The sequence below is a fragment of the Klebsiella sp. 54 genome (assembly GCF_018223875.1).
In the GTDB taxonomy this organism is placed as follows: Bacteria; Pseudomonadota; Gammaproteobacteria; order Enterobacterales; family Enterobacteriaceae; genus Klebsiella; species Klebsiella quasipneumoniae.
In genome coordinates this window covers 1-24,001 of record NZ_JAGRRA010000007.1, presented here as the reverse complement: position 1 = coordinate 24,001, position 24,001 = coordinate 1, and the positions used below count along the sequence as shown (strand labels likewise).

Annotated in this window: 25 protein-coding genes and 2 pseudogenes; 18 read left to right on the top strand and 9 right to left on the bottom strand. The window is 59.5% G+C overall.

Annotated elements, in window-relative coordinates; all coding sequences use genetic code 11:
- Positions 1-43 precede the first annotated feature (43 nt).
- From KHQ24_RS16735 to KHQ24_RS16725, 3 genes and pseudogenes are all read left to right on the top strand, one after another.
- Positions 44-406: pseudogene (locus KHQ24_RS16735) on the top strand (VasL domain-containing protein); the annotation flags it as partial.
- A gap of 131 nt (positions 407-537) precedes the next feature.
- Positions 538-1,452 carry a sugar ABC transporter substrate-binding protein gene (locus tag KHQ24_RS16730; RefSeq protein WP_004203227.1) on the top strand — a complete coding sequence of 305 codons (915 nt, stop codon included), beginning with the start codon at positions 538-540 and terminating at the stop codon, positions 1,450-1,452.
- 83 nt (positions 1,453-1,535) lie between these two features.
- Entirely contained in the window at positions 1,536-1,865 is a 330-nt protein-coding gene (locus tag KHQ24_RS16725; protein ID WP_004203225.1) for a DUF1869 domain-containing protein, read from the top strand.
- Positions 1,866-1,951: 86 nt separating this feature from the next.
- On the opposite strand, the gene ychF is transcribed toward KHQ24_RS16725, so the two are convergent.
- On the bottom strand, positions 1,952-3,043 hold the full coding sequence (ychF, locus tag KHQ24_RS16720) for a redox-regulated ATPase YchF (RefSeq protein WP_004203224.1): 1,092 nt from the start codon (positions 3,041-3,043) through the stop codon (positions 1,952-1,954).
- 117 nt (positions 3,044-3,160) lie between these two features.
- Entirely contained in the window at positions 3,161-3,745 is a 585-nt protein-coding gene (pth, locus tag KHQ24_RS16715) for an aminoacyl-tRNA hydrolase (protein WP_004180389.1), read from the bottom strand.
- Between the two features lie 272 nt (positions 3,746-4,017).
- Between pth and ychH the strand changes: the two genes are divergently transcribed.
- Entirely contained in the window at positions 4,018-4,293 is a 276-nt protein-coding gene (ychH, locus tag KHQ24_RS16710; RefSeq protein WP_002910437.1) for a stress-induced protein YchH, read from the top strand.
- A 222-nt stretch (positions 4,294-4,515) separates the two neighbouring features.
- Positions 4,516-5,562, top strand: coding sequence for a MerR family transcriptional regulator (locus KHQ24_RS16705; protein ID WP_211777365.1), 1,047 nt, complete (start codon positions 4,516-4,518; stop codon positions 5,560-5,562).
- On the opposite strand, the gene dauA is transcribed toward KHQ24_RS16705, so the two are convergent.
- The 4 genes from dauA to lolB form a co-directional block, all read right to left on the bottom strand.
- Positions 5,563-7,242 carry a C4-dicarboxylic acid transporter DauA gene (dauA, locus tag KHQ24_RS16700; RefSeq protein ID WP_154041145.1) on the bottom strand — a complete coding sequence of 560 codons (1,680 nt, stop codon included), beginning with the start codon at positions 7,240-7,242 and terminating at the stop codon, positions 5,563-5,565. It abuts the gene before it with no gap.
- Positions 7,243-7,492: 250 nt separating this feature from the next.
- Positions 7,493-8,440: a ribose-phosphate diphosphokinase gene (gene prs / locus KHQ24_RS16695; RefSeq protein WP_002910407.1), complete on the bottom strand. Its 948-nt coding sequence runs from the start codon at positions 8,438-8,440 to the stop codon at positions 7,493-7,495.
- Between the two features lie 183 nt (positions 8,441-8,623).
- A complete protein-coding gene (gene ispE / locus KHQ24_RS16690; RefSeq protein WP_025999204.1) occupies positions 8,624-9,472 on the bottom strand; it encodes a 4-(cytidine 5'-diphospho)-2-C-methyl-D-erythritol kinase in 849 nt (282 codons plus the stop codon).
- Positions 9,472-10,083, bottom strand: coding sequence for a lipoprotein insertase outer membrane protein LolB (lolB, locus tag KHQ24_RS16685; protein WP_004203216.1), 612 nt, complete (start codon positions 10,081-10,083; stop codon positions 9,472-9,474). Before lolB ends, ispE begins: the two co-directional genes overlap by 1 nt.
- A 271-nt stretch (positions 10,084-10,354) precedes the next feature.
- On the opposite strand from lolB, the gene hemA reads away from it, so the two are divergent.
- Genes hemA through kdsA form a run of 6 tightly spaced genes read left to right on the top strand, consistent with a single transcriptional unit; the run spans position 10,355 to position 15,686 of the window.
- Positions 10,355-11,611: a glutamyl-tRNA reductase gene (gene hemA / locus KHQ24_RS16680; protein WP_002910404.1), complete on the top strand. Its 1,257-nt coding sequence runs from the start codon at positions 10,355-10,357 to the stop codon at positions 11,609-11,611.
- 42 nt (positions 11,612-11,653) lie between these two features.
- Positions 11,654-12,736: a peptide chain release factor 1 gene (gene prfA / locus KHQ24_RS16675; RefSeq protein WP_004203214.1), complete on the top strand. Its 1,083-nt coding sequence runs from the start codon at positions 11,654-11,656 to the stop codon at positions 12,734-12,736.
- A complete protein-coding gene (gene prmC, locus KHQ24_RS16670; RefSeq protein WP_017899848.1) occupies positions 12,736-13,584 on the top strand; it encodes a peptide chain release factor N(5)-glutamine methyltransferase in 849 nt (282 codons plus the stop codon). Before prfA ends, prmC begins: the two co-directional genes overlap by 1 nt.
- Positions 13,584-13,976 carry an invasion regulator SirB2 gene (gene sirB2, locus KHQ24_RS16665; RefSeq protein WP_008804389.1) on the top strand — a complete coding sequence of 131 codons (393 nt, stop codon included), beginning with the start codon at positions 13,584-13,586 and terminating at the stop codon, positions 13,974-13,976. Before prmC ends, sirB2 begins: the two co-directional genes overlap by 1 nt.
- A 3-nt stretch (positions 13,977-13,979) precedes the next feature.
- On the top strand, positions 13,980-14,792 hold the full coding sequence (sirB1, locus tag KHQ24_RS16660; protein ID WP_017899847.1) for an invasion regulator SirB1: 813 nt from the start codon (positions 13,980-13,982) through the stop codon (positions 14,790-14,792).
- Positions 14,793-14,831: 39 nt separating this feature from the next.
- A complete protein-coding gene (gene kdsA / locus KHQ24_RS16655) occupies positions 14,832-15,686 on the top strand; it encodes a 3-deoxy-8-phosphooctulonate synthase (RefSeq protein ID WP_002910393.1) in 855 nt (284 codons plus the stop codon).
- Positions 15,687-15,773: 87 nt separating this feature from the next.
- Here the strand turns inward: kdsA and chaA are convergent, their stop codons facing one another.
- A complete protein-coding gene (gene chaA / locus KHQ24_RS16650) occupies positions 15,774-16,874 on the bottom strand; it encodes a sodium-potassium/proton antiporter ChaA (protein WP_004203207.1) in 1,101 nt (366 codons plus the stop codon).
- 263 nt (positions 16,875-17,137) lie between these two features.
- On the opposite strand from chaA, the gene chaB reads away from it, so the two are divergent.
- Entirely contained in the window at positions 17,138-17,368 is a 231-nt protein-coding gene (gene chaB, locus KHQ24_RS16645; protein WP_004203206.1) for a putative cation transport regulator ChaB, read from the top strand.
- Between the two features lie 136 nt (positions 17,369-17,504).
- Complete coding sequence (locus tag KHQ24_RS16640; protein WP_004203203.1) at positions 17,505-18,185, top strand: gamma-glutamylcyclotransferase; 681 nt, start codon at positions 17,505-17,507, stop codon at positions 18,183-18,185.
- A gap of 56 nt (positions 18,186-18,241) precedes the next feature.
- Here the strand turns inward: KHQ24_RS16640 and KHQ24_RS16635 are convergent, their stop codons facing one another.
- Positions 18,242-18,484: a DUF1883 domain-containing protein gene (locus KHQ24_RS16635; RefSeq protein WP_002910387.1), complete on the bottom strand. Its 243-nt coding sequence runs from the start codon at positions 18,482-18,484 to the stop codon at positions 18,242-18,244.
- Between the two features lie 238 nt (positions 18,485-18,722).
- Entirely contained in the window at positions 18,723-19,076 is a 354-nt protein-coding gene (locus KHQ24_RS16630) for a DsrE/DsrF/TusD sulfur relay family protein (protein ID WP_012541343.1), read from the bottom strand.
- Positions 19,077-19,144: 68 nt separating this feature from the next.
- On the opposite strand from KHQ24_RS16630, the gene nasR reads away from it, so the two are divergent.
- The 5 genes and pseudogenes from nasR to KHQ24_RS16605 all read left to right on the top strand — a co-directional run.
- Positions 19,145-20,326 (top strand): nitrate regulatory protein NasR, encoded by a 1,182-nt coding sequence (gene nasR, locus KHQ24_RS16625; RefSeq protein ID WP_080841577.1) that lies wholly within the window; start codon positions 19,145-19,147, stop codon positions 20,324-20,326.
- A gap of 245 nt (positions 20,327-20,571) precedes the next feature.
- The gene (locus tag KHQ24_RS16620; protein ID WP_004203198.1) at positions 20,572-21,828 is read left to right on the top strand and encodes a CmpA/NrtA family ABC transporter substrate-binding protein; all 1,257 of its coding nucleotides are present in this window, start codon (positions 20,572-20,574) and stop codon (positions 21,826-21,828) included.
- A gap of 1 nt (position 21,829) precedes the next feature.
- On the top strand, positions 21,830-22,714 hold the full coding sequence (gene ntrB / locus KHQ24_RS16615; RefSeq protein WP_017900761.1) for a nitrate ABC transporter permease: 885 nt from the start codon (positions 21,830-21,832) through the stop codon (positions 22,712-22,714).
- Positions 22,715-22,723: 9 nt separating this feature from the next.
- A complete protein-coding gene (locus KHQ24_RS16610; protein WP_004203195.1) occupies positions 22,724-23,512 on the top strand; it encodes an ABC transporter ATP-binding protein in 789 nt (262 codons plus the stop codon).
- A 10-nt stretch (positions 23,513-23,522) separates the two neighbouring features.
- Positions 23,523-23,990: pseudogene (locus KHQ24_RS16605) on the top strand (FAD-dependent oxidoreductase); the annotation flags it as partial.
- Between the last annotated feature and the right edge of the window lie 11 nt (positions 23,991-24,001).

The following is a 24,001-nucleotide window of genomic DNA, read 5'->3' as shown; positions in this document are numbered from 1 at the left end:
AACCACCCGGCGCGGCCGAATATTAACTGGCCGTATGCCGAGCAGCTTGCCCGCGGAACACCTCACCGGCTGGGCGGAGGGCATGCGGCAGCTGCAACGGCTCGCCGGTCAGCTCAATGCCCTCGACGAGCAGAAGGGGAAGCACCTGACGGTGAGCGAACTGAAAACGGCGGTGTTTGCCATCATGCAGTCGCTTAACCGCGCCGTTCCGCTGGAGGAGTAGCTGCGCGAGCTGGCCGCGCTCCCCGCGGGTCAACCCTGGCCTGCCGCCCGCGGCAGCCTCGCCGAACTGCATCTGCAACAGCCGATCGTGGAGTATGCCCTGCTGAAGCGAAATCAGCCGGCGTCGCCGCCCGCTGCGCGACCCGCAACCGGTGGGCCTTCGGTGAGTGAGGCGGTGAAATAAAGTGTGCGCATGGCAACATTTTCTTTACATCATGATTGCAAGAACTCTACGCCCTTCGTAGTCTGAAAATGATTTAAATATACCGTTTGTGTTTATATTGAAAATTTTATTTCGACCTCTGAGGGCATGCTATGAAGCACTGTAAAATCATCCTGTTAGTAGGCCTTCTGGCCAGTTCCGCTTCGGCATTAGCGGATAAGATCGGCGTCTCGATGGCTTACTTCGATCAAAACTTTCTCACCATTATCCGTCAGTCCATTGAGAAAGAAGCTCAAGCCCGTCACGTCGATGTGCAGTTCGAAGACGCCCGCGGCGACACCGGACGCCAGGCCGATCAGGTGCAGAGCTTCATCGCCTCCGGCGTGGACGCCATCATTGTGGACCCCGTGGACTCCGCCAGCACCCCGCAGCTGACGAAGATGGCGCAGCAGGCCAGAATGCCGCTGGTGTATGTGAACCGGACGCCGGGGGATAAAACGTTACCGCCTGGCGTGGTGTTTGTCGGATCGGACGAGCGGGAGTCCGGTACATTACAGATGGAAGCGCTGGCGAAGCTGGCAAACTACAAAGGCAACGTCGCCATCATGATCGGCAATCTCACCGATGCCGGCGCGCTGCAGCGCACCAAAGACGTAGAGCAGGTGGTGGCCAAATACCCGGCGATGAAAGTGGTGCAGAAACAGCCGGCCAACTATTCCCGCAGCGAGGGAATGGATCTGATGCAGAACTGGGCAGGTAACGGGGAAGAGATTGATATTGTGGCGGCGAACAACGATGAGATGGCGATTGGCGCGGCGATGGCGCTGGAGAAGAGCCAGAAGAAGTTGCTGATCGGCGGGATCGACGCCACGCCGGATGGGCTAAAAGCGTTGGCCAGCGATAAGATCCAGGTAACAGTCTTCCAGGATGCCGTTGGTCAGGGCAAAACGGCCTTAGCGGTGGCGCTGAAGCTGATTAAAGGAGAAAAAGTCGAATCCCATGTCTGGATCCCGTTTGAGTTAGTGACCAAAGAAAATATGCAGACCTATGTGGAAAAGAGTCATTAACGGCAAGGCGGAAGTGTTCGAACTTTGCTGATAAAACCGGGCTGAGAATGTGTCGCCCGGGCAATGAAACCGGAGGATAAGACATGGCAATGGCAAAAAGCGGTTATACGCTGCAGGTGATAAAGGCAGGGCAGCAGGGGCATGTTGAAATGAGGTGGGGGCATCTCGCGGAAGTCGATACGCGCGCGGCGGCGGCGACCATCGCGCAGCATATCGGGCGACCCTCGTCTGCGGCGGATCCGCAGGAGATTAGCCTGTCGCTGACCAATGCTGCCAGCGGCATCTCGGTGGAGCTTCATCACCCGGCCTCAGGGGAAAGCGCCACCCCGGCTTTTATTGAGGACGAGTTAAAAAAGATTGTGCAGATCGTTGATGGCTACGAAGCGGCAGAAGAGACCCATATCGTGGAGTAGCGCGCCGTCTGGCGCACGAAAAAAAATCCACGCCGGTGCGTGGATTTTTTATTACTCGATGGCGGCAGAAATGCCAGCCAGCGGGATCAGACGTTGAACAGGAAGTTCATCACATCGCCATCTTTGACGATGTAATCTTTGCCTTCAGCGCGCATTTTACCGGCTTCTTTCGCGCCCTGTTCGCCTTTGTAGGCGATAAAGTCTTCATAAGCGATGGTCTGCGCGCGGATAAAGCCTTTCTCGAAGTCGGTGTGGATCTTACCGGCTGCCTGCGGCGCAGTCGCCCCTACCGGGATGGTCCATGCGCGCACTTCTTTCACCCCAGCGGTGAAGTAGGTCTGCAGGTTCAGCAGGGCGTAACCAGCGCGGATCACGCGGTTCAGACCCGGCTCTTCGAGGCCCAGCTCAGCCATAAACTCGTCACGTTCTTCATCGTCCAGCTCGGCGATGTCCGCTTCAACCGCGGCGCACACCGGCACCACCACAGACCCTTCCTGCTCGGCGATGGCGCGAACCTGATCGAGGTACGGGTTGTTCTCGAAACCGTCTTCATTGACGTTCGCGATGTACATGGTCGGCTTCAGGGTCAGGAAGCTCAGATAGCGGATGGCGTCTTTCTCTTCTTTGGTCAGATCCAGCGCGCGCAGCATACCGGCGTTTTCCAGCTGCGGCAGGCATTTCTCCAGCGCGGCCAGCTCAACTTTCGCGTCTTTATCGCCGCCTTTGGCTTTTTTGGAGACGCGGTGAATCGCACGTTCGCAGGTATCAAGGTCAGACAGCGCCAGTTCGGTGTTGATAACGTCGATATCTTCCGCCGGGTTCACTTTCCCCGCGACGTGAATGATATTGTCGTTTTCGAAGCAGCGAACCACGTGACCGATAGCTTCGGTTTCGCGGATGTTGGTCAGAAACTGGTTGCCGAGACCTTCGCCTTTGGACGCGCCTTTAACCAGGCCCGCGATATCAACGAACTCCATGGTGGTCGGCAGGATACGCTGCGGTTTGACGATTTCAGCCAGCTTGTCCAGACGCGGATCGGGCATCGGTACGACACCGGTGTTCGGCTCAATGGTACAGAAGGGGAAGTTGGCCGCTTCAATACCCGCTTTGGTGAGCGCATTGAACAGGGTGGATTTGCCGACGTTGGGCAAACCGACGATACCGCATTTGAATCCCATGATTTAAATCACCTTAATCTTTGGATAATCAATCTGTTACAAGGAACAGATTGCAGAAAATTGAATAGCTTTGCCTATTATACACGGTGCGCGGCAAAAATGCCGCACGACAACGGCTTATTGCGCCTTAAAGGCGTGTAAACGGTTGGTCGCTTTGGTGAGACCATCCTTTAACCAGATTTCCGTACAGCGCGCCGCTTCGTCGACGGCATCATCAATCAGTTTCTGCTCGCTGGCCGGCGGTTTGCCGAGCACAAAGCCGACAACCTTGTTTTTATCGCCCGGATGGCCGATCCCGACGCGTAAGCGGTGAAAGTTCGGGTTATTGCCGAGCTTGCTGATGATGTCCTTCAGGCCGTTGTGGCCGCCATGGCCGCCGCCAAGCTTAAATTTCGCCACGCCCGGCGGCAAATCCAGCTCATCATGGGCAACCAGAATTTCGTCCGGGTTGATGCGATAAAAGGTTGCCATCGCGGCCACGGCTTTACCGCTAAGGTTCATAAAGGTGGTGGGCACCAGCAGGCGAACATCCTCGCCCGCCAGGTTGATGCGCGAGGTGTAGCCGAAGAATTTGCTCTCTTCGCGCAGCGGCGCGCGATGGCGATCCGCCAGTAAATCCACATACCAGGCGCCAGCGTTGTGCCGGGTGGCGGCATATTCCGCACCGGGGTTGGCCAGGCCGACAATCAGTTTAATGGTCACGTTTTCTATCCTGCATGGGGCATTCTCTGCCGCGTAGTGTACTGTCTGCGGGCGCGCTTGACAAAATTCTGGCTATAAGACAATACCGGCATTGATGATTTACTCACTAAATCATTAGAATTTGATATGGTTCATAGACTTATTTGTAAATTTTTGTCTATTCGCTGTTCACTAATGTGATCGTGGGCGCACTCCGCAGAAGAGAGCTTGTCTATACTACACCTATAAGATTTGGGGACATTCCCTGGCAACCCAAAGTCCGGAGGTGACACATGAAACGCAAAAACGCTTCGTTACTCGGTAACGTACTCATGGGGTTAGGGTTGGTGGTGATGGTTGTGGGGGTGGGTTACTCCATTCTGAACCAGCTTCCGCAGCTTAACCTGCCACAATTCTTTGCGCATGGCGCTATCTTAAGCATCTTCGTCGGTGCTGTGCTCTGGCTGGCCGGAGCCCGTATTGGCGGCCACGAGCAGGTCAGCGACCGCTACTGGTGGGTGCGCCACTACGATAAACGCTGCCGTCGTAACCAGCATCGTCACAGCTAACCGCAACCGCATTTTCCGCATCGGCCTTCCGCGGCCGATGCGTTTTTCTCTGACTCTCGTTATCGCTTCTTCTTTTTCCCGCCATATGACGACCCCCATTCCGACCTGAGCTTCGTGATGCTATGGTTGCCGCCAAAAGTGAATATTAAGCGCGTTTTATGCTTGACCCTGACGTTACGTCAGGCAGCAGAGTAGCGGACCTGGCCACAGAGAGGAGCAGTCATGTTAATTCAGGTGGGAGAGCTGGCGAAGCGCGCCGGACTGACGGTGCGTACGCTGCATCATTATGAACAGACGGGGCTGTTAACGCCTTCGGCCAGAAGCGAGGCGGGCTATCGGCTCTATAACCTGTCAGCGGTTCAGCGCCTGCATATGATAAAGGCGCTGGCGCAGACCGGGCTGACGCTCGCCACCATCAAGGACTATCTCGATCGGCAAACGCTGTCGCTGCCTGAGCTGCTGACGCAGCAGATAGAGACGCTGAATGACCAACTGCGTGATGTCGCCAGGCTGCGCGACCGGCTGTTGGCGCTGCGCGAGGCGCTGGCGAGCGGCAATGAACCCGATCTGGAGTCCTGGCTACAGACGCTGGAGTTAATGAAAATGTACGATCGTTGGTTTAGTCAACAGGAGTTAGCCGCGCTGCCGTTTGCGGCACAGGATGAACAGCGCGCCCAAGCGTGGCGCGAGCTAACGGAGGAGGTGCAGACGCTGATGGCGAGCGGCTGCCCGACGGACAGTCCGCAGGCGATGAGTCTGGCGACGCGCTGGATGGAGCGCCTGGAGCAGGATACAGCAGGGCGCCCGGAGTTTCTGACCCGCCTGAACGCGATGCATGCCGCCGAGCCGCAAATGGTTGAACAGACCGGCGTCACGCCGGCCATCATCGCCTTTATCACCGAAGCCTTTGCCGAAAGCAAACTGGCCATCTGGGCGCGGTATCTCGATGATGAAGAGATGGCGTTCACCCGCCAGCACTATTTCGACCGGCTACAGGAGTGGCCAGCGCTGGTGGCGAAGCTGCATCAGGCATGTCGGGAGGGTATAGCGCCGGATTCAGCGTCGGGTCAGGCGCTGGCCCGGGCGTGGCTTGAGCTGTTTCAGTCCTACGCCGGTACCCGGCCGCAGACGTTGCAGAAGTTTCGTCGGGCAATGGAGCAGGAGCCGCATTTGATGAAGGGCACCTGGATTACGCCGGCGGTGCTGAGCTGGCTACAACAGGCGACGGGGGCGTTGATGCGGCAGGCGCAGGGGCCTGCCGCCGGGTGATCACAGGTCAGCCAGCGCGGCCTGACGATCGGGGTAGAAGCTCAGGCGGCCTGGCAGCGGCTTGACGCCGGCGCGCGCTAACGTGCGTAGCGGCTGAAACTCGAGGTTAGATACGCGCAATTCACAGCCTTCCGGCAGCTTGTTCACAAAGCGCTGGAAGGCATCCAGACCGCCGGCGTCGAGAACCGGCACGGCGTCCCACTTCAGCACCACGATGCGCTTGCCGGCGATCCGGGTCTCCAGATCGTTGAATAAACCTTCGGCGGCGGCAAAGAATAGCGGACCGATCACCCGCAGCACCAGCACATCGTCTGGCACTTCGACGTTGACCGGCGCCAGATGCGTCATGCGCGCGATACGGCGCATAAACAATAGCGAAGCCAGCACGATCCCGACGCTGATGGCGATCACCATATCAAACAGCACCGTCAGCGACATGCACATCAGCATCACCACGATGTCGTCCTTCGGCGCGTGGCGCAGCAGATTGATGACTTTATGCGCCTCACTCATGTTCCATGCCACCATCATCAGCAGGGCGGCCATCGCCGACAGCGGCAGCCAGGAGAGCAGCGGGGCGAGGATCAGCAGCGCCATGATCACCAGCAGGGCGTGGATCACGGCGGCAACCGGCGATGTGGCGCCGGCGCGCACGTTCGCCGCCGAGCGGGCAATCGCCGCGGTGGCGGTGATCCCGCCGAAGAACGGCGCAACGATGTTGCCCAGCCCCTGGCCAATCAGCTCGCTGTTGGCTTTATGCTTGGTACCGGTCATACCGTCGAGCACCACCGCGCACAGCAGAGATTCAATCGCGCCGAGCATCGCCATGGAGAATGCGGCAGGCAGCAGCGCCTGCAGCGAAGCCCAGCTCAGGGTAAAGCTGGAGCCCGGCATATCCCAGGGCAGCACCAGCTGCGGCAGCAGCTGCGGAATGCCGTTGCCCTGAGTGCCGTCCGCCAGCTGATAGTGAAACTGTGAGCCGATCGTCGCCACATCGCCGCCCAGCAAGTTGACTACCAGCATCACCGCGCAGCCGGCCAGCAGCGCGGGGAGGTGGCCCGGCAGGCGGATACCCAGCCGCGGCCAGAAGATCAGGGTGCCGAGGGTGACGACGCCGATGGCGGCGTCCCCGACGTTAATGGTCGGCAGGGCCATCGCCAGCGCGGCCACTTTCTGCAGATAATGCTCCGGCACATGGGGCATCTGCAGGCCGAGAAAATCCTTAATCTGCATGGTACCGATAGTGATACCGATCCCGGAGGTGAAGCCGAGGGTGACCGACAGCGGGATATATTCGATCAGGCGGCCAAAGCGCGCCAGGCCGAAAAGAATTAAAAAGATCCCCGACATCAGCGTCGCCACCAGCAGCCCCGCCAGGCCGAACTGCTGGGAAACCGGATAGAGGATCACCACAAAGGCGGCGGTCGGGCCGGAAACGCTAAAGCGCGACCCGCCGGTTAAGGCGATCACAATCCCTGCCACCGCTGAGGTATAGAGGCCGTATTGCGGCGGCACACCGCTGCCAATCGCCAGCGCCATCGCCAGCGGAATCGCAATGATCCCGACGGTGATCCCGGCGATCAGGTCACGCGTGAAGCGGGCCGTGGTGTACTGTTCTTTCCAACAAGCGTCGATGAGGGCGCGGAAAGGCATCACATGTGAGGAAAATAATCTGTTCACAATAATGTTTCATCCATGAGCGCATCATCTGTCAACTAAATGGCAGGTGAAGGAGGCATTGATCATTTCCACGTCATCTTTCGGGATGCCTCTGTGTTGGCTGCGTTCATTTACCCCAGTCACGTACTGCCTGTACGCTCCCGGGGATTCATTCACTTGCCGCCTTGACGCATGCCGAATGATGTTGTGGAAGAATTAAAAATGCAGAGACAAAAAAACCCGCCGCAGCGGGTTTTTGTGCTCGGCTCGATTAATGTTCGAACATAGCAGAGATTGATTCTTCATTGCTGATACGGCGAATAGCTTCAGCCAGCATACCGGAGAGCGTCAGAGTACGCACTTTATCCAGCGCTTTAATTTCTGGTGCCAGCGGAATGGTATCGCAGACGACAAATTCATCGATCACAGAGTTTTTGATGTTCTGGATTGCGTTGCCGGAGAAGATTGGGTGCGTCGCGTAAGCGAATACGCGTTTCGCGCCGCGCTCTTTCAGCGCTTCTGCCGCTTTACACAGGGTGCCGCCGGTGTCGATCATATCGTCGACCATCACGCAGTCACGACCAGCGACGTCGCCGATGATATGCATCACCTGGGAGACGTTGGCGCGCGGACGACGCTTGTCGATGATGGCCATATCGGTATCGTTCAGCAGTTTAGCGATAGCGCGAGCACGAACTACGCCGCCGATGTCTGGAGAAACCACGATCGGGTTGTCCAGGTTCAGCTGCAGCATATCTTCCAGCAGGATTGGGCTGCCGAACACGTTATCAACTGGCACATCGAAGAAGCCCTGGATCTGTTCTGCGTGCAGGTCAACGGTCAGCACGCGGTCAACGCCGACGCTGGACAGGAAATCCGCCACCACTTTCGCGGTGATTGGCACACGAGCAGAACGAACACGACGGTCCTGACGAGCATAACCGAAGTAAGGGATAACGGCGGTGATACGACCTGCCGAAGCACGACGCAGAGCATCAACCATAACAACCAGTTCCATCAGGTTGTCATTGGTGGGAGCACAAGTGGACTGGATGATGAAAATATCACCACCGCGTACGTTTTCATTGATTTGTACGCTGACTTCGCCGTCGCTAAAACGACCTACAGCGGCGTCGCCAAGAGAAGTGTACAGGCGGTTGGCAATACGTTGTGCTAGTTCCGGGGTGGCGTTACCAGCAAAAAGCTTCATATCAGGCACGAGAAGAACCTCAGGCATGCGTCCAGTGGTGGATGAATGGGCCAATAATGTGCGGGCTGGCGCCATTCGATCCAGTCGGTGTATTTAAAGAGCACGATGCAACGTCTGGAACAGGGTGACGTTGTCACCGTAACTCAATTTCCCCGGCTGACTCATGATCGTTGCGCCATCACAGCGCAGGAATCAGAGCAGGGCCTGCTTGAGCGGCGAGAGATTGACTCCGCGCGCCACAAAGCCATTTAGCCATGCCGGGGCAGTGTCCAGCACCTGACGGGCAGCGGATTCGGTGTTAAATTCAGCAAACACACAGGCCCCTGTGCCGGTCAGGCGTGACGGCGCATATTCTAACAGCCAGGAAAGCGCGGCATCAACCTCGCGAAAACGTTTTCTTGCGATAAGCTCGCAATCGTTGCTGAATTCACAATTTAATAACGTATTAATTGACCGGCGCGGGGTATTTCGTGGTAGCTCCGGGTCGCGAAAAATGATCGGCGTCGGAATACTGACGCCTGGATGAGCCACCAGGTACCATTTTTCCTCGGGGTCCACCGGCGTGAGAATTTCACCCACTCCCTCGGCAAAGGCGGCATGGCCGCGCACGAAGACCGGCACATCGGCCCCCAGCTGCAGACCAAGGGTCGCCAGCTCATCTTCCGAAAGCCCGCAGCCCCAGAGATGGTTAAGCGCCACCAGCACGGTGGCGGCATTGGACGAGCCGCCCCCCAGGCCGCCGCCCATCGGCAGGCGTTTATCGATACTGATATCGGCGCCACTGCCCGCCGGCAGGCGGCCGCTTTCGCCGGCGGCGCGCATCAACAGACGCGCGGCGCGAATAATCAGATTTTCTTCATCCGGTACACCGGCCACCGGCGTAAGCAAACGCAGTTCGCCGTCAGCGCGCGGTTCGATGGTCAGCGTATCGCCATAGTCGAGGAACTGAAACAGCGTCTGCAGGGTGTGGTAACCATCGGCCCGCTGGCCGGTGATATATAAGAACAGATTCAGTTTTGCAGGTGAGGGCCAGCGGCTCATCATTTCACGATCCAGTTATCCATCTTCAGCTTGATGCGCTGGGCGCCATTGTTTAGCTCGACATTAGACGGCAGGGCTGGCTGGGTATCGGTGGTGTAGCCGCCGTAGGTGACGTGCCAGGTTTTGCCGTTTTGCGTGTAGTTCAGTTCGCGCAGACGGTACCGATCGTCCAGCGAATAGTCGGTGGCGTCACCCGGCAGGCCGATGATCCACTGGCGCAGGCTGTTCAGCGGGATCGGCATCCCGGTCAGGCGGCCAATCATCTCTTCGGCATCGGTGGCGGTATAGGTCTGGCCTTTGTTGTCGATCAGCTGCACGCTGCCCGGCTGGGCGGTCAGCGACAGCTCGGTGCTGCCCAGCGGGTTAGTTAACAGCAGGCGATAGCGGTCCTGACCGGTTTGCTGCCAGAAGAAGCGGGCATAGACTTTTTGCTCGTCGGAGAGATAGGCAAACGCCCCGCGGGTCTGGAACTGGTTGAGGCTGCGAACAGCCTGCTGGTGCTGGCGCCACTGCGGCGAATCCGGGCTTTTGCCAGGCCCCTGGGGGGTATGAACAGAACAAGCGGTCAGGACGAGGCTGGCCAGCGGCAGCAGGCGGAACAGTCGATTCATAATGATGACAAATCCTTGATGTCTACAGTGAAATCCGGCGGCAGGGGAACAGCGGGCCGATTTGTGTAGCAGGTTACATTTATAACCCTTAATGCTAGCGTCGCCGGGCGATAGCGTCTACGTTCAAGTTGTCTGAAATCAAAAAATTAACCTTAATGGCGGTCTTGCTTTGGCTATTACTCCAAAAGGGGAGCCTCTCTTTTATTGATTACGCGCATCCTGTATGATGCACTCAGACTAACCTTAGCAACGCTGGTACTACTCCCTCACAATGACCCTTTTAGCTCTTGGCATCAATCACAAAACAGCTCCGGTCGCCCTGCGAGAACGCGTCACGTTTTCGCCGGAAACGCTCGATAAGGCGCTGGAGAGCTTGCTGGCTCAGCCGATGGTGCAGGGTGGAGTGGTGCTGTCGACCTGCAACCGCACGGAACTCTATCTCAGCGTCGAAGAGCAGGATAACCTGCAGGAAGCGCTGATCCGCTGGCTGTGCAATTACCACGGCCTCAATGAAGAAGACCTGCGTAAAAGCCTCTACTGGCACCAGGATAACGACGCCGTCAGCCATCTGATGCGCGTCGCCAGCGGCCTTGATTCGCTGGTGCTGGGCGAACCGCAGATCCTCGGTCAGGTGAAAAAAGCCTTCGCCGATTCCAGCCGCGGCCACCTCAACGTGAGCGAACTGGAGCGGATGTTCCAGAAATCGTTCTCGGTGGCCAAGCGCGTGCGTACCGAAACCGATATCGGCGCCAGCGCCGTTTCCGTCGCCTTCGCCGCCTGTACCCTGGCGCGGCAAATCTTTGAATCCTTGTCGAGCGTGACGGTGCTGCTGGTCGGCGCCGGTGAAACCATCGAACTGGTGGCGCGTCATCTTCGCGAACATCACGTGCGCAAAATGGTGATCGCCAACCGCACTCGTGAACGCGCCCAGGCGCTAGCGGAAGAAGTGGGCGCCGAGGTGATTGCCCTTAGCGATATCGACGAACGGCTGAAAGAGGCCGACATCATTATCAGCTCCACCGCTAGTCCGCTGCCGATCATCGGCAAAGGCATGGTGGAGCGCGCGCTCAAGGCGCGGCGTAACCAGCCGATGCTGCTGGTGGATATCGCCGTCCCGCGCGACGTCGAACCGGAGGTCGGTAAACTGGCTAACGCCTACCTCTACAGCGTCGACGATCTGCAAAACATCATTCAGCATAACCTGGCGCAGCGTAAGGCAGCGGCGGTGCAGGCGGAATCGATCGTCGAGCAGGAGACCAGCGAATTTATGGCCTGGCTGCGCGCGCAGAGCGCCAGCGAGACCATTCGTGAGTACCGTTCGCAGTCTGAGCAGGTCCGTGAGGAGCTGACGGCGAAGGCGCTGGCCGCGCTGGAGCAGGGCGGCGATGCCCAGGAAATTATGCAGGATCTGGCGCGTAAGCTCACCAACCGCCTGATCCATGCGCCAACCAAATCTCTTCAGCAGGCCGCCCGTGACGGGGACGACGAACGCCTGCATATTCTGCGCAACAGCCTCGGGCTGGAATAGCGCACCTTTCTCTTATTTTCAGGACAGGGTGAATTCACGCCTATGAAGTCTTCTATTGTTGCCAAACTGGAAGCGTTGTACGAGCGCCACGAAGAAGTGCAGGCGCTGCTCGGCGATGCCGCGACGATTGCCGATCAGGATAAATTCCGCGCGTTGTCGCGGGAGTATGCTCAACTGAGCGATGTGGCGCGCTGCTATACCGACTGGCGTCAGGTGCAGGAGGATATTGAAACCGCACAGATGATGCTCGACGATCCGGAAATGCGCGAAATGGCGCAGGAAGAGCTGCGGGACGCCAAAGATAAAGGCGAACAGCTGGAGCAACAGCTGCAGGTCCTGCTCCTGCCGAAAGATCCCGATGACGAGCGTAACGCCTTCGTGGAAGTACGCGCCGGGACCGGCGGCGACGAAGCGGCGCTGTTTGCCGGCGATCTGTTCCGCATGTACACCCGTTACGCGGAATCGCGCCGCTGGCAGGTGGAGATCCTCAGCGCCAACGAAGGTGAACACGGCGGCTTTAAAGAGGTGATCGCCAAGATCAGCGGCGACGGCGTCTACGGCCGGCTCAAATTTGAATCCGGCGGTCATCGCGTGCAGCGCGTGCCGGCCACCGAGTCGCAGGGGCGTATCCACACCTCCGCCTGTACGGTGGCGGTGATGCCGGAGCTGCCGGAGGCGGAAATGCCGGATATCAACCCGGCGGATCTGCGCATCGATACCTTCCGCTCCTCCGGCGCGGGCGGGCAGCACGTTAACACCACCGACTCGGCGATCCGTATTACCCACCTGCCCACCGGCATCGTGGTGGAGTGTCAGGACGAACGTTCTCAGCATAAAAACAAAGCCAAGGCGCTGTCGGTGCTGGGTGCGCGGATCCGTGCCGCCGAAGTGGCCAAGCGTCAGCAGGCGGAAGCCTCCACGCGCCGCAACCTGCTGGGCAGCGGCGACCGCAGCGATCGCAACCGTACCTACAACTTCCCGCAGGGCCGCGTGACCGACCACCGCATCAACCTGACCCTTTACCGTCTGGATGAGGCGATGGAGGGCAAACTCGACATGCTGATTGAGCCGATTGTCCAGGAACACCAGGCCGATCAGCTGGCGGCGCTGTCCGAGCAGGAATGATGACCTTTCAGGCCTGGCTGCAGCAGGCAATCGCCCGCCTGGCGGAGAGCGACAGTCCGCGACGCGACGCCGAGATCCTGCTGGGACACGTCACCGGCCGGGCGCGCACCTGGATCCTGGCCTTCGGCGAAACGACGCTCTCCGCTGACGAGGCGACGACGCTGGAGGCGCTCCTGCAGCGACGCCAGCGCGGAGAGCCCATCGCCCATCTGGTCGGGCAGCGGGAGTTCTGGTCGCTGCCGCTGTTTGTCTCCCCGGCGACGCTGATCCCCCGCCCGGATACCGAATGTCTGGTAGAGCAGGCGCTGGCGCGTCTGCCCGTCGCGCCGTGCCGTATTCTCGACCTCGGCACCGGGACCGGCGCCATTGCCCTGGCGCTGGCCAGCGAGCGTCCGGACTGTGAGATCACCGCGGTGGACGTCATGCCGGACGCCGTGGCGCTGGCGTTGCGTAATGCCGCCCATCTGGGCATCGCTAACGTGACGATACGGCAAAGCGACTGGTTTGCCGCGCTGGCCGGGCAGCGTTTCGCCATGATCGTCAGCAATCCCCCCTATATCGACGCTGCAGACCCGCATCTCGCCGAGGGCGATGTGCGCTTTGAGCCGCTAACGGCGCTGGTGGCGGGCGATGAGGGGCTGGCCGATCTGGCGCAGATTATCCGCGAGGGGCGGCAGTATCTGCAGCCCGGCGGCTGGATGCTGCTGGAGCATGGCTGGACCCAGGGCGAAGCGGTGCGCGCGCTGTTCCGCGAAGCGGGCTATCTGGACGTCGCGACCTGTCGCGACTATGGCGACAATGAGCGTCTGACCCTCGGACGTTTACCCGACATGGAGAACGTTGGCTGATGAACTTATTCACGGCTGTCCTCTATCTGCACATCGCCAGCGTGGTGGTGTCGGTAGGATTGTTCGTTTTACGTTACTGGTGGATGTATCACCAGAGCCCGCTGCTGAACCAGCGGTGGGTGCGAATTGCGCCGCACTGCAGCGATACGCTGCTGTTTCTCAGCGGTGCGGGATTAATGGCGATAACGCACTACCTGCCGTTCACAGAAGACGGCGCATGGCTGACTGAAAAGCTGTTTGGCGTTATCATTTATATCGCATTAGGTTTTATCGCGCTGGGCCGTCGTCGTCCGCGCAGCCAGCAGAGCCGCTTTATCGCGTTCCTGCTGGCGCTGGTGGTGTTGTTTATCATCATTCAACTCGCCATCACAAGAATACCGATACTGGGGTAGGTCATGGGGTCATTAGCGGATTTCGAATTTAACAAAGCGCCATTGTGTGATGGCATGGTCCTCATTTCTGAACAGGTTCGCGACGATTTTCCGACGCGTTTTGTCGAGGAAGAGCTGCAGCGGCTGCTGCGCCTCGCGCAGGAGGAAATTGCGCCTTCGTGGGACCAGGAACGCCAGATAGAACGCCTGCTGGCGCTGTTTTACGAGGAGTGGGGCTTTGGCGCCTCGCAGGGCGTTTATCGTCTTTCCGACGCGCTTTGGCTGGATAAAGTGCTGGTCAACCGTCAGGGGAGCGCGGTGTCGTTAGGCGCGATCCTGCTGTGGATCGCCCAGCGTCTGGGGCTGCCGGTGGTGCCGGTGATCTTCCCGACCCAGATGCTGCTGCGCGCGGACCCGGAAACCAGCGAAGAGATGTGGCTGATTAATCCGTTCAATGGCGAAACCCTCGACGAACATACTCTGGAGGTATGGCTGAAGGGCAACATCGGGCCGGTGGCGGAACTGTTTAATGAAGATCTCGACGAAGCGGATAACGCCGAGGTGATCCGCAAGCTGCTGGACACCCTGAAGTCGGCGCTGATGGAAGAGCGGCAGATGGAGCTGGCCCTGCGCGCCAGCGAAGCGCTGCTGCAGTTTAACCCGGAAGACCCGTATGAGATCCGCGACCGCGGGCTGATATATGCCCAGCTGGATTGCGATCACGTGGCGCTGCTGGACCTGAGCTATTTTGTCGAGCAATGTCCGGAGGATCCGATTAGCGAGATGATCCGCGCACAAATCAACACGATTTCGCACAAACAAATTACATTGCATTAGTCTGGAACCATTCCGGTTACACCCTGATAAGGCGAACTTATGAAACAAAAAGTGGTTAGCATTGGTGATATCAACGTAGCGAACGACCTGCCGTTCGTGCTGTTCGGCGGGATGAACGTGCTGGAGTCACGCGACCTGGCGATGCGTATCTGCGAACATTACGTCACCGTTACGCAGAAGCTCGGCATCCCCTACGTCTTCAAAGCCTCCTTTGATAAAGCCAACCGTTCCTCCATCCACTCCTATCGTGGGCCGGGTCTGGAAGAAGGGATGAAGATTTTCCAGGAGCTGAAGCAGACCTTTGGCGTGAAAATCATCACCGACGTTCATGAAGCCAGCCAGGCGCAGCCGGTGGCTGACGTCGTGGACGTGATCCAGCTTCCCGCCTTCCTCGCGCGCCAGACGGACCTGGTGGAAGCGATGGCCAAAACCGGGGCGGTGATCAACGTCAAGAAACCGCAGTTCGTCAGCCCGGGCCAGATGGGCAACATCGTCGATAAGTTCATCGAGGGTGGTAACGACAAAGTGATCCTCTGCGACCGCGGCGCTAACTTCGGTTACGACAACCTGGTCGTGGATATGCTTGGCTTCGGCGTGATGAAGAAAGCCTCCAACAACTCACCGGTTATCTTCGACGTCACCCACGCGCTGCAGTGCCGCGACCCGTTTGGCGCTGCCTCCGGCGGTCGCCGTGCGCAGGTGAGCGAGCTGGCCCGCGCCGGTATGGCGGTAGGTATCGCCGGTCTGTTTATCGAAGCGCATCCGGATCCGGACCACGCGAAATGCGACGGCCCTTCCGCGCTGCCGCTGGATAAACTGGAGCCGTTCCTCAAGCAGATGAAAGCGATTGACGATCTGGTGAAAAGCTTCGACGAGCTGGATACCAGCAAGTAAGCCTGACCTCATCAGTTAAAAAGCCTGCCGGCGTCAAAACCGGCAGGCTTTTTTTTCGCCCGGACTCCGCCGGGCGGGGAAGCGAGGTCAGGCGAAAATGGTCATCAGGTAGGCGGCGAAAAGCGCCAGATGGGCCGCGCCGTTCAGCACATTGGTGCGTCCGGTGGAGAAGGAGATATGGCACAGCACCAGCGAGGCGACCATCACCACCATTTCCGGCGCGCCAAGGCCAAAGCGCAGCTCATTGCCGGTCAGGAAGGCGATGAGGGTGACTACCGGGACCGTCAGTGAGATGGTGGCCAGCACGGAGCCGAAGAACAGGTTCATCGCCCGCTGTACCTGATTGTTGAGCACCGCTTTGAGCGCGCCAAGGCCTTCCGGCGACAGGATCAGCAGGGCTACCAGGAAGCCGGTAAAGGCCACCGGGGCGTTCATGCTGGTCAACAGCGTTTCCAGCGGGTTGGCGTTCATTTTCGTGACGGCGATAACCGCCACCAGGTGCACCAGCAGCCAGGCGGTATGCCACCCGCTGCTGTGGGCGGACGGTTTACCGTGGTGCGGGTCGTCATCGTCGCCGTCGTCTTCATGCTCATAAACAAACAGACTCTGATGGGTTTTGGTCTGAATAAGCAGGAAAACACCGTACATGGCCGCCGATATCACCGCCACCAGCAGCGATTGCCCGGTGCTAAAGTTCGCGCCCGGCAGCGCCATGGGAAACACCAGCACGATAATCGCCAGCGGAAACAGGGCGATAAGATACTGCTTAATGCCGAACAGATTCATATATTGGGTGGCGAATTTACGCCCGCCCAGCAGCAGGGAAAAACCGACCAGACCGCCGGTGACGATCATAATGATGGAGTAGAGCGTGTCACGCATCAGGGTCGGCGCGGCGTCGCCGGTGGCCATTAACGCCGAGATCAGACTGACCTCAAGGATAACCACCGACAGGCTGAGGATCAGGGAGCCATAGGGTTCGCCCAGGCGGTGGGCGAGGACGTCGGCGTGGCGGACCACGCTGAAGGCGCTGCTTAAAATACCGACCAGCGCGAGGATGTTAATCGCGATAACCACTGGCAGTGACTGGCTGCTGCCCCAGAAAAACAGCACCGCCAGCGCTAGAACCGGAAAGACGAGGGAGGACTCCTTATGGCGGGTTTTTACCGCCTCATGTGCATGGGTCATGAACCATCTCCATTTATGCAGGTGTTATAATTATAAAAACGCAGGGCGATAAAGTAACAGATTTTGCTAAATTGCCGCTGGATTTTTACTTAAATTTACGGGTGTCGAGAGATACCTTGATTAGTTTATTATAATTTGCGATTACTCTATTTTTATCATTAATATTCAGATAATTACTAAAATTCATTTTTAACTCATCATCGGCTTGATAGCCTGCCGCCTGCGTTCCAGACTTAAACTTTATGCTCAAACAGGAGGCCATAATGCCCTATCACAGTAAACAAGAGCTACCCGATAGCGTTAAGCATGTTCTGCCTGCCCATGCGCAGGAAATTTATAAAGAAGCGTTTAACAGCGCCTGGGATCAATATAAGGATAAAGACGACCGGCGCGATGACGCCAGCCGCGAAGAGACGGCACACAAAGTCGCCTGGGCGGCGGTGAAGAACAGCTACGAGAAAGGCGATGACGATAAGTGGCATAAGAAAAAATAATTGCTGACGCCGCTTTTACGCTTGCCAGCGCCCCGCTGATTGCTTATTGAAAGATAAAGCTGGATAATATTTCAGCAATATTGACGGATGCATGAGACGAACGCCGGGAAGCGGGCAGTGGCGGAGGTAGTAAACAGTGTTAACTCGTGATTTCTTGATGAATGCGGATTGTAAGACAGCGTTTGGCGCTATTGAGGAATCGCTACTCTGGTCGGCAGAACAACGCGCAGCCTCGCTGGCGGCGACGCTGGCCTGCCGCCCGGATGATGGCTCAGTATGGATCTTTGGCTACGGTTCGCTTATCTGGAACCCGGCGCTCAATTATCGCGAGTCCTGCACCGGCACGCTGCCGGGCTGGCACCGCGCGTTTTGCCTGCGGTTGACCGCCGGGCGCGGAAGCGCATGCCAGCCGGGACGCATGCTGGCTCTGAAAGAGGGCGGCCGGACTACCGGCGTCGCTTATCGTCTGCCGGACGACACGCTGGAAGAAGAGCTGACTCTGCTGTGGAAACGGGAGATGATCACCGGCTGCTATCTGCCCACCTGGTGCAAGCTGGAGCTGGACGACGGGCGAACGGTAAATGCTCTGGTGTTTATTATGGATCCGCGTCATCCGCTGTTTGAGCCGGATACCAGCGCCCAGGTCATCGCTCCGCTGATCGCCCGGGCCAGCGGGCCGCTTGGGACCAACGCTCAGTACCTGTTTTCGCTGGAACAGGCGTTAAGTAAGCTCGGGATGCACGACGCCAGTCTTGATGATCTGGTGGCCAGCGTCCGCGCGCTGTTGGGCGAGAGCCCGACGCCGGGCCTGGCCTGAGCGTGCGGAAAAGAAAAACGCCCGGCATGGCCGGGCGGGTGTTCTGTCAGTGACGGTCAGGCTGGCACGTAGCTGATGGAGTGCTCCAGTGACTGGCTGTGACTGTCGATAAGCACGTTCCAGGTGCCGCTGTAGGGCACCGTCAGATAGGCGCTGTCCCGATCCTGCACGCTCAGAATATCCGCATGGCTGTCGCCAGGGACCTTCGCGCTCATCAGATGAATATGGCAGCGCTCTGAGCACCGCACCACCAGCGTGTCACCGCCAAACAACGTCAAACTTGCTTTTACCATCGCCATTTTTGTACCCCGTTTCTGTCCTGCTACAGCATCCTGCCCACCCAGTCCTCGCGTGATATTGTTCACACTTTGCTCTGTGCATCACACCAAACGGCGCGGGTCGGGATGCTGATTTTGATCAAAAAAAGGGATAAAGATTAAACAAAAATGACGTTGTTCCTGAAAGCATTCAGCTAACGTTTTTTTCGCCTCTTCAGGTGGCGAAACCTAATATTTCCTGCCGTTCGGCACCCCAGATTCAGAAGGTCAGCACTTTATCTGCCGCCAGGGTCCACTGGGCCAGCTCAACGAGAGTGCCAACCTCCACCCCGTCAATCAACGGCAGTGCGCTGACCCCGCGGCCGTCCGCGCAGGTTTTGCACAGCTTCACGGGAACCTGCTGGGCGGTGAGGATCTCCAGCATCTGCTGCACATTATAGCCTTCCGCCGGCTTCTGCCCGCGCAGCCCGGCGGTGACCGCGTCGGACATCAAAAACAGCTTGAGGTCGAGGTCGGACTGCTGTTCGCGCAGGGCAATGGCCAGGCGCAGGCTGTTGAACAGGGACTCGCTGCCGTAGGCGGCGCCGTTGGCGATAATCACAATACGTTGCATACAAACTCCTTCTTAAAGGCACGGTTATTGCTTTACCGCAGTATAAAGCGTTAACCCGGAGGAGGGGTATGAATAATACGACTGGTCACGCGGACGAGGCGACGGCCTGGCTGCAGCTGGCGCGCCGCCTGCAAAAACAACAGCTTCAGCAACTAGCCCGGCTGGGCGAGCTGGCAAGTCAGCTCAGCGCGCTGGTGCATATGCTGCAGTGCGAGCGCGGGGCGTCGAATATTTTTCTTTGCTCGGGCGGCCAGCTGTACGCGGCGGAGTGTCGGGCGGGTGGGGCGCTGGTTGATGAGCGGCTGGCCTTGTTCTATGCCGCCCTCGAACGGGCGCGCGCGGTCGCCGGCAGCGCGCTGTGCTGGCGCATCGCCCGGGCGGTAGGCGATCTGGCGCAGCTCCCGACGCTGCGTGAGCAGGTCAGCCGCCGGCAGGTAGCCGCTGAAGCCGCGACGGAGCAGTTCAGCCGTATTATCCGCCATCTGCTGAATATCGTCCCGCAGCTCAATGACAGCATTGACGACCCGCCGGTAGCCGGGCGTATGGTCGCCCTGTACAGCTTTATGCAGGGAAAAGAGCTGGTGGGTCAGGAGCGCGCGCTGGGAGCGTTGGGCTTTACCCGCGGCGAGTTCAGCGACAGCCTGCGCCAGCAGCTGGTGGACCGTATTGACGGTCAGCAGCCCTGCTTCGACAGCTTCCAGGCGCTGGGCAGTCCGGCGACCGTCCAGCTGTTTACTACCGAGTGCCAGGCCGGTCTGGACATAGAGCAGCTGCGGCGGATCGCCTGCACCCGCCAGCCGGCGGCGGACGGTGGGGAAACGGCGCTGCGCTGGTTCGGCCTGCAGACCCAGCGGCTTGAGCAACTGCGCGAAGTGGAAGAGCAACTGATCGACGATCTGCTGGACGCCTCCGACGCGCTGTTAGAAGACGACGCGCCTGGCTGGCTGGCCGGGGAGGAGAGCGACAGCGTGACGCCGCGGCTGGATAAACAGCTGCTGCCGCTGGTGCGCCAGCAGGCCTATGAGCTGCAGCAGCTCTCCAGCCAGCTGGCTTCGCTGAAAGACGCACTCGAGGAACGCAAGCTGATCGAAAAAGCGAAAAGCCTGCTGATGACACACCAGGGGATGCCGGAGGAGCAGGCCTGGCAGACGCTGCGCAAGATGGCCATGGACAAGAATCAGCGGATGGTTGAGATAGCCCGCGCGCTGCTGATGGTGAAGGCGATCTGGCCAGTAACTCCAAAGGAGTAGATGCACAACCGATGGGCATTTGCTGCCTGTCGGCGGTGCACTTTTGCCTGACAAGCCGACCCGGGCGAAAGGAAAAGCCCGCCAGTGCGCCATTGCCAAAGCTGGCATCCCCTTTGCATTAGTTATAGTGAGTGAATAAAAGTCCGGGCGACGAACCAATGGCGGTTCGGGTGTCCGTGGATAAAGGCGTCCTGCAGTGCATATGCACTGTCGGGCGCTTTTTTTTTTGCGCGTGTGGAGCGGATATGAGCGATAAATTTTCAATTTCACGGCGGCGCTTGCTGCAGGCAGGGGCCGCGCTGGGCGGCGCGATGCTGCTGCCGGGCGTGATGCAGGCCGCATGGGCCGGCGGCTCGGACAGACCGGAGCAGACCACCGTGCGGGTCGGGTTTATTCCGCTGACCGACTGCGCGCCGCTGGCCATCGCCGCGGCGAAGGGGTTTGACAAAAAATATGGCATTACCCTGGCGCTGAGTAAGGAGGCCAGCTGGGCGGCGGTGCGCGACAAGCTGGTGGCCGGTGAACTGGACGCGGCGCATATACTCTATGGCCTGCTGTACGGACTTGAACTGGGGATCGCCAGCAAGCCGCAGGCGATGGCCAATCTGATGACCCTCAACCGCAATGGTCAGGCCATCACCCTCTCCAGCGAACTGCAGGAGAAAGGGGTGACCGACCTCGGCGGTCTGAAGCGGCTGATCGACCGCAGCGCGCCGGGCAGCTACACCTTCGCCCATACCTTTCCCACCGGCACCCATGCTATGTGGCTCTACTACTGGCTGGCGAGCGCCGGCATCGATCCCTTTAACGATGTGCGCACCGTCGTGGTGCCGCCGCCGCAGATGGTGATGAACATGCGCATCGGCAATATGAGCGGCTTTTGCGTCGGCGAGCCGTGGAACGCCCGCGCCATAAACGACCGTATCGGCTTCACCGCGGCCACTTCCCAGGATATCTGGCCCGAGCATCCGGAAAAGGTGCTGGGCGCCCGTCGCGACTGGGTGGAACGCCAGCCGAACACCGCCCGCGCGCTGGTGGCGGCCCTGATGGAGGCGCAGCGCTGGATCGCCGCCTCGGCGGAGAACACCCGGGAGACGGCCCGCCTGCTCGCCAGGCGCGGCTGGCTCAATACCAAAGAGCAGTACCTCACCGGCCGGATGCTTGGGGAGTATGACAACGGCCTCGGCCGCCGCTGGCAGGATCCCCATCCGATGCGCTTTTACGCCGAGGGCGAGGTGAGCTTCCCCTGGCTGTCGGACGGGATGTGGTTCCTCACCCAGTTTCGTCGCTGGGGGCTGCTGAAACAGGCTCCGGATTATCTCGCGGTGGCGTCGCGCATTAATCGCATCGACGTCTGGCAGGCTGCCGCCCAGGCGGTAGGGGGGATCAGCGCGCCGGCAGCCACGATGCGCAGCAGCACACTGATGGACGGTACGGTCTGGAACGGGTCCGACCCGGAAGGCTACGCCCGCCATTTCGCTATTCAACGTAAGGGGGCATGAGATGAAGCAGGCACAACGTAAGCAACCGGCCGTCAGCGTGGAGAACGCGCCTGGCGAAGTGATTCTCCTGCCGCCGGTGCAGGTCCGGCGCACCACGCCAACCGTCACGCGCTGGCTGCGTGAGCTCATCCAGCGCCTGCTGCCCCCGCTGCTGGGGCTGGGGGTGCTGCTGCTGGCCTGGCAGCTGGCGGCGATGCACAGCAAAGGCTTTCCCACGCCGCTGAGCACGCTGGACTCGGCGCTGACCCTGTTTGCCGATCCGTTCTATCAGGACGGGCCGAATGACATGGGCATCGGCTGGAACGTGCTGGCTTCTCTGCAGCGCGTGGCGGTGGGCTTCGGCCTGGCGGCGCTGGCGGGCATTCCGCTGGGGTTTTTGATCGGCCGTTCGCTGTTCTTCGCCCGCATGTTTAATCCGCTGATTGCTCTGCTGCGCCCGGTCAGCCCGCTGGCCTGGCTGCCGATTGGCCTGCTGCTGTTCCAGAAGGCGGAGCCGGCTTCCAGCTGGACCATTTTTATCTGCTCCATCTGGCCGATGGTGATCAACACCGCGGAAGGCGTGCGGCGGATCCCGCAGGACTATCTCAACGTCGCCCGCGTCCTCCAGCTCTCGGAGTGGACGGTGATGCGCAAAATTCTCTTTCCGGCGGTGCTGCCGGCGGTGCTCACCGGCGTGCGCCTCTCCATCGGCATCGCCTGGCTGGTGATCGTGGCGGCGGAAATGCTCACCGGCGGGCTGGGGATCGGCTTCTGGATCTGGAACGAGTGGAACAACCTCAATGTGGAAAACATCATCATCGCCATCGTCATTATCGGCGTCGTCGGCCTGCTGCTGGAGCAGGGTCTGATGCTGCTCGCCCGCCGCTTTAGCTGGCAGGAAAAATAAGGAGCCAACATGAAACCATTAATTCAGGTGCAGGCCGTCAGCCAGCGCTTCAACACCGCCAGCGGCGAGTTTCTGGCGCTGCAGAATGTCTCCTTCGATATCGTCGAAGGGGAGACCATTAGCCTGATCGGCCACTCGGGTTGCGGAAAATCGACTCTGCTAAACCTGATCGCCGGGATCACCACCCCTACCGAGGGCGGACTGCTGTGTGATAACCGGGAAATCGCCGGTCCCGGGCCGGAGCGGGCGGTGGTTTTCCAGAACCACTCACTGCTGCCGTGGCTGAGCTGTTTCGACAATGTGGCGCTGGCGGTGGATCAGGTGTTCCGTCGCACCATGAGCAAGCATGAGCGTCGGGAGTGGATTGAACACAATCTCGCGCGCGTGCAGATGGGTCATGCGCTGCATAAACGGCCCGGGGAGATCTCCGGCGGCATGAAGCAGCGGGTGGGTATCGCCCGGGCGCTGGCGATGAAGCCGAAAGTGCTGCTGCTTGATGAGCCCTTCGGCGCTCTGGACGCGCTGACTCGCGCCCACCTCCAGGACACGGTGATGCAGATTCAGCAGGAGCTCAATACCACCATCGTCATGATCACCCACGACGTTGATGAAGCGGTGCTGCTCTCCGACCGGGTGCTGATGATGACCAACGGTCCGGCAGCGACGGTCGGCGAGATCCTCGCGGTCGATCTGCCGCGTCCGCGCCACCGCGTTCAGCTGGCGGACGACAGCCGGTATCACCATCTGCGCCAGCAGATCCTCCATTTCCTGTATGAAAAACAGCCGAAAGCGGCGTAAGGAGGCGGTCATGACGCGGCGACTGGTGGTGATCGGTAACGGCATGGCGGCCACCCGTCTGGTGCAGCGGCTGGTTGAGCGCGACCCTGCGCGGTTTGCCATTACCGTCGTCGGCGACGAGCCGCACCCGGCCTATAACCGCATCCAGCTCTCGCCGCTGCTGGCTGGCGAAAAAACAGCGGCGCAGCTCCCGTTGCTGCCGGCGGAGTGGTACACCCGGCACGGGGTGTGCCTGCGGTCTGGCGAGGCGGTGGATGAAGTCGATGTTGTGCAACGGCGGCTGCGCATCGCGGAGACCTGGCTGCCGTGGGATGAGCTGGTGTTCGCCACCGGTTCGCGGCCCTTTATCCCGCCGCTGCCGGGCATTGATCGTCCGCAGGTTATGCCCTTCCGCACCCTGGCGGACGTGGAACGTATTCTGGCGATACCCGGCCCGGCGGTGGTGATTGGCGGTGGGGTGCTGGGGGTGGAAGCGGCGGGATAAAGGGC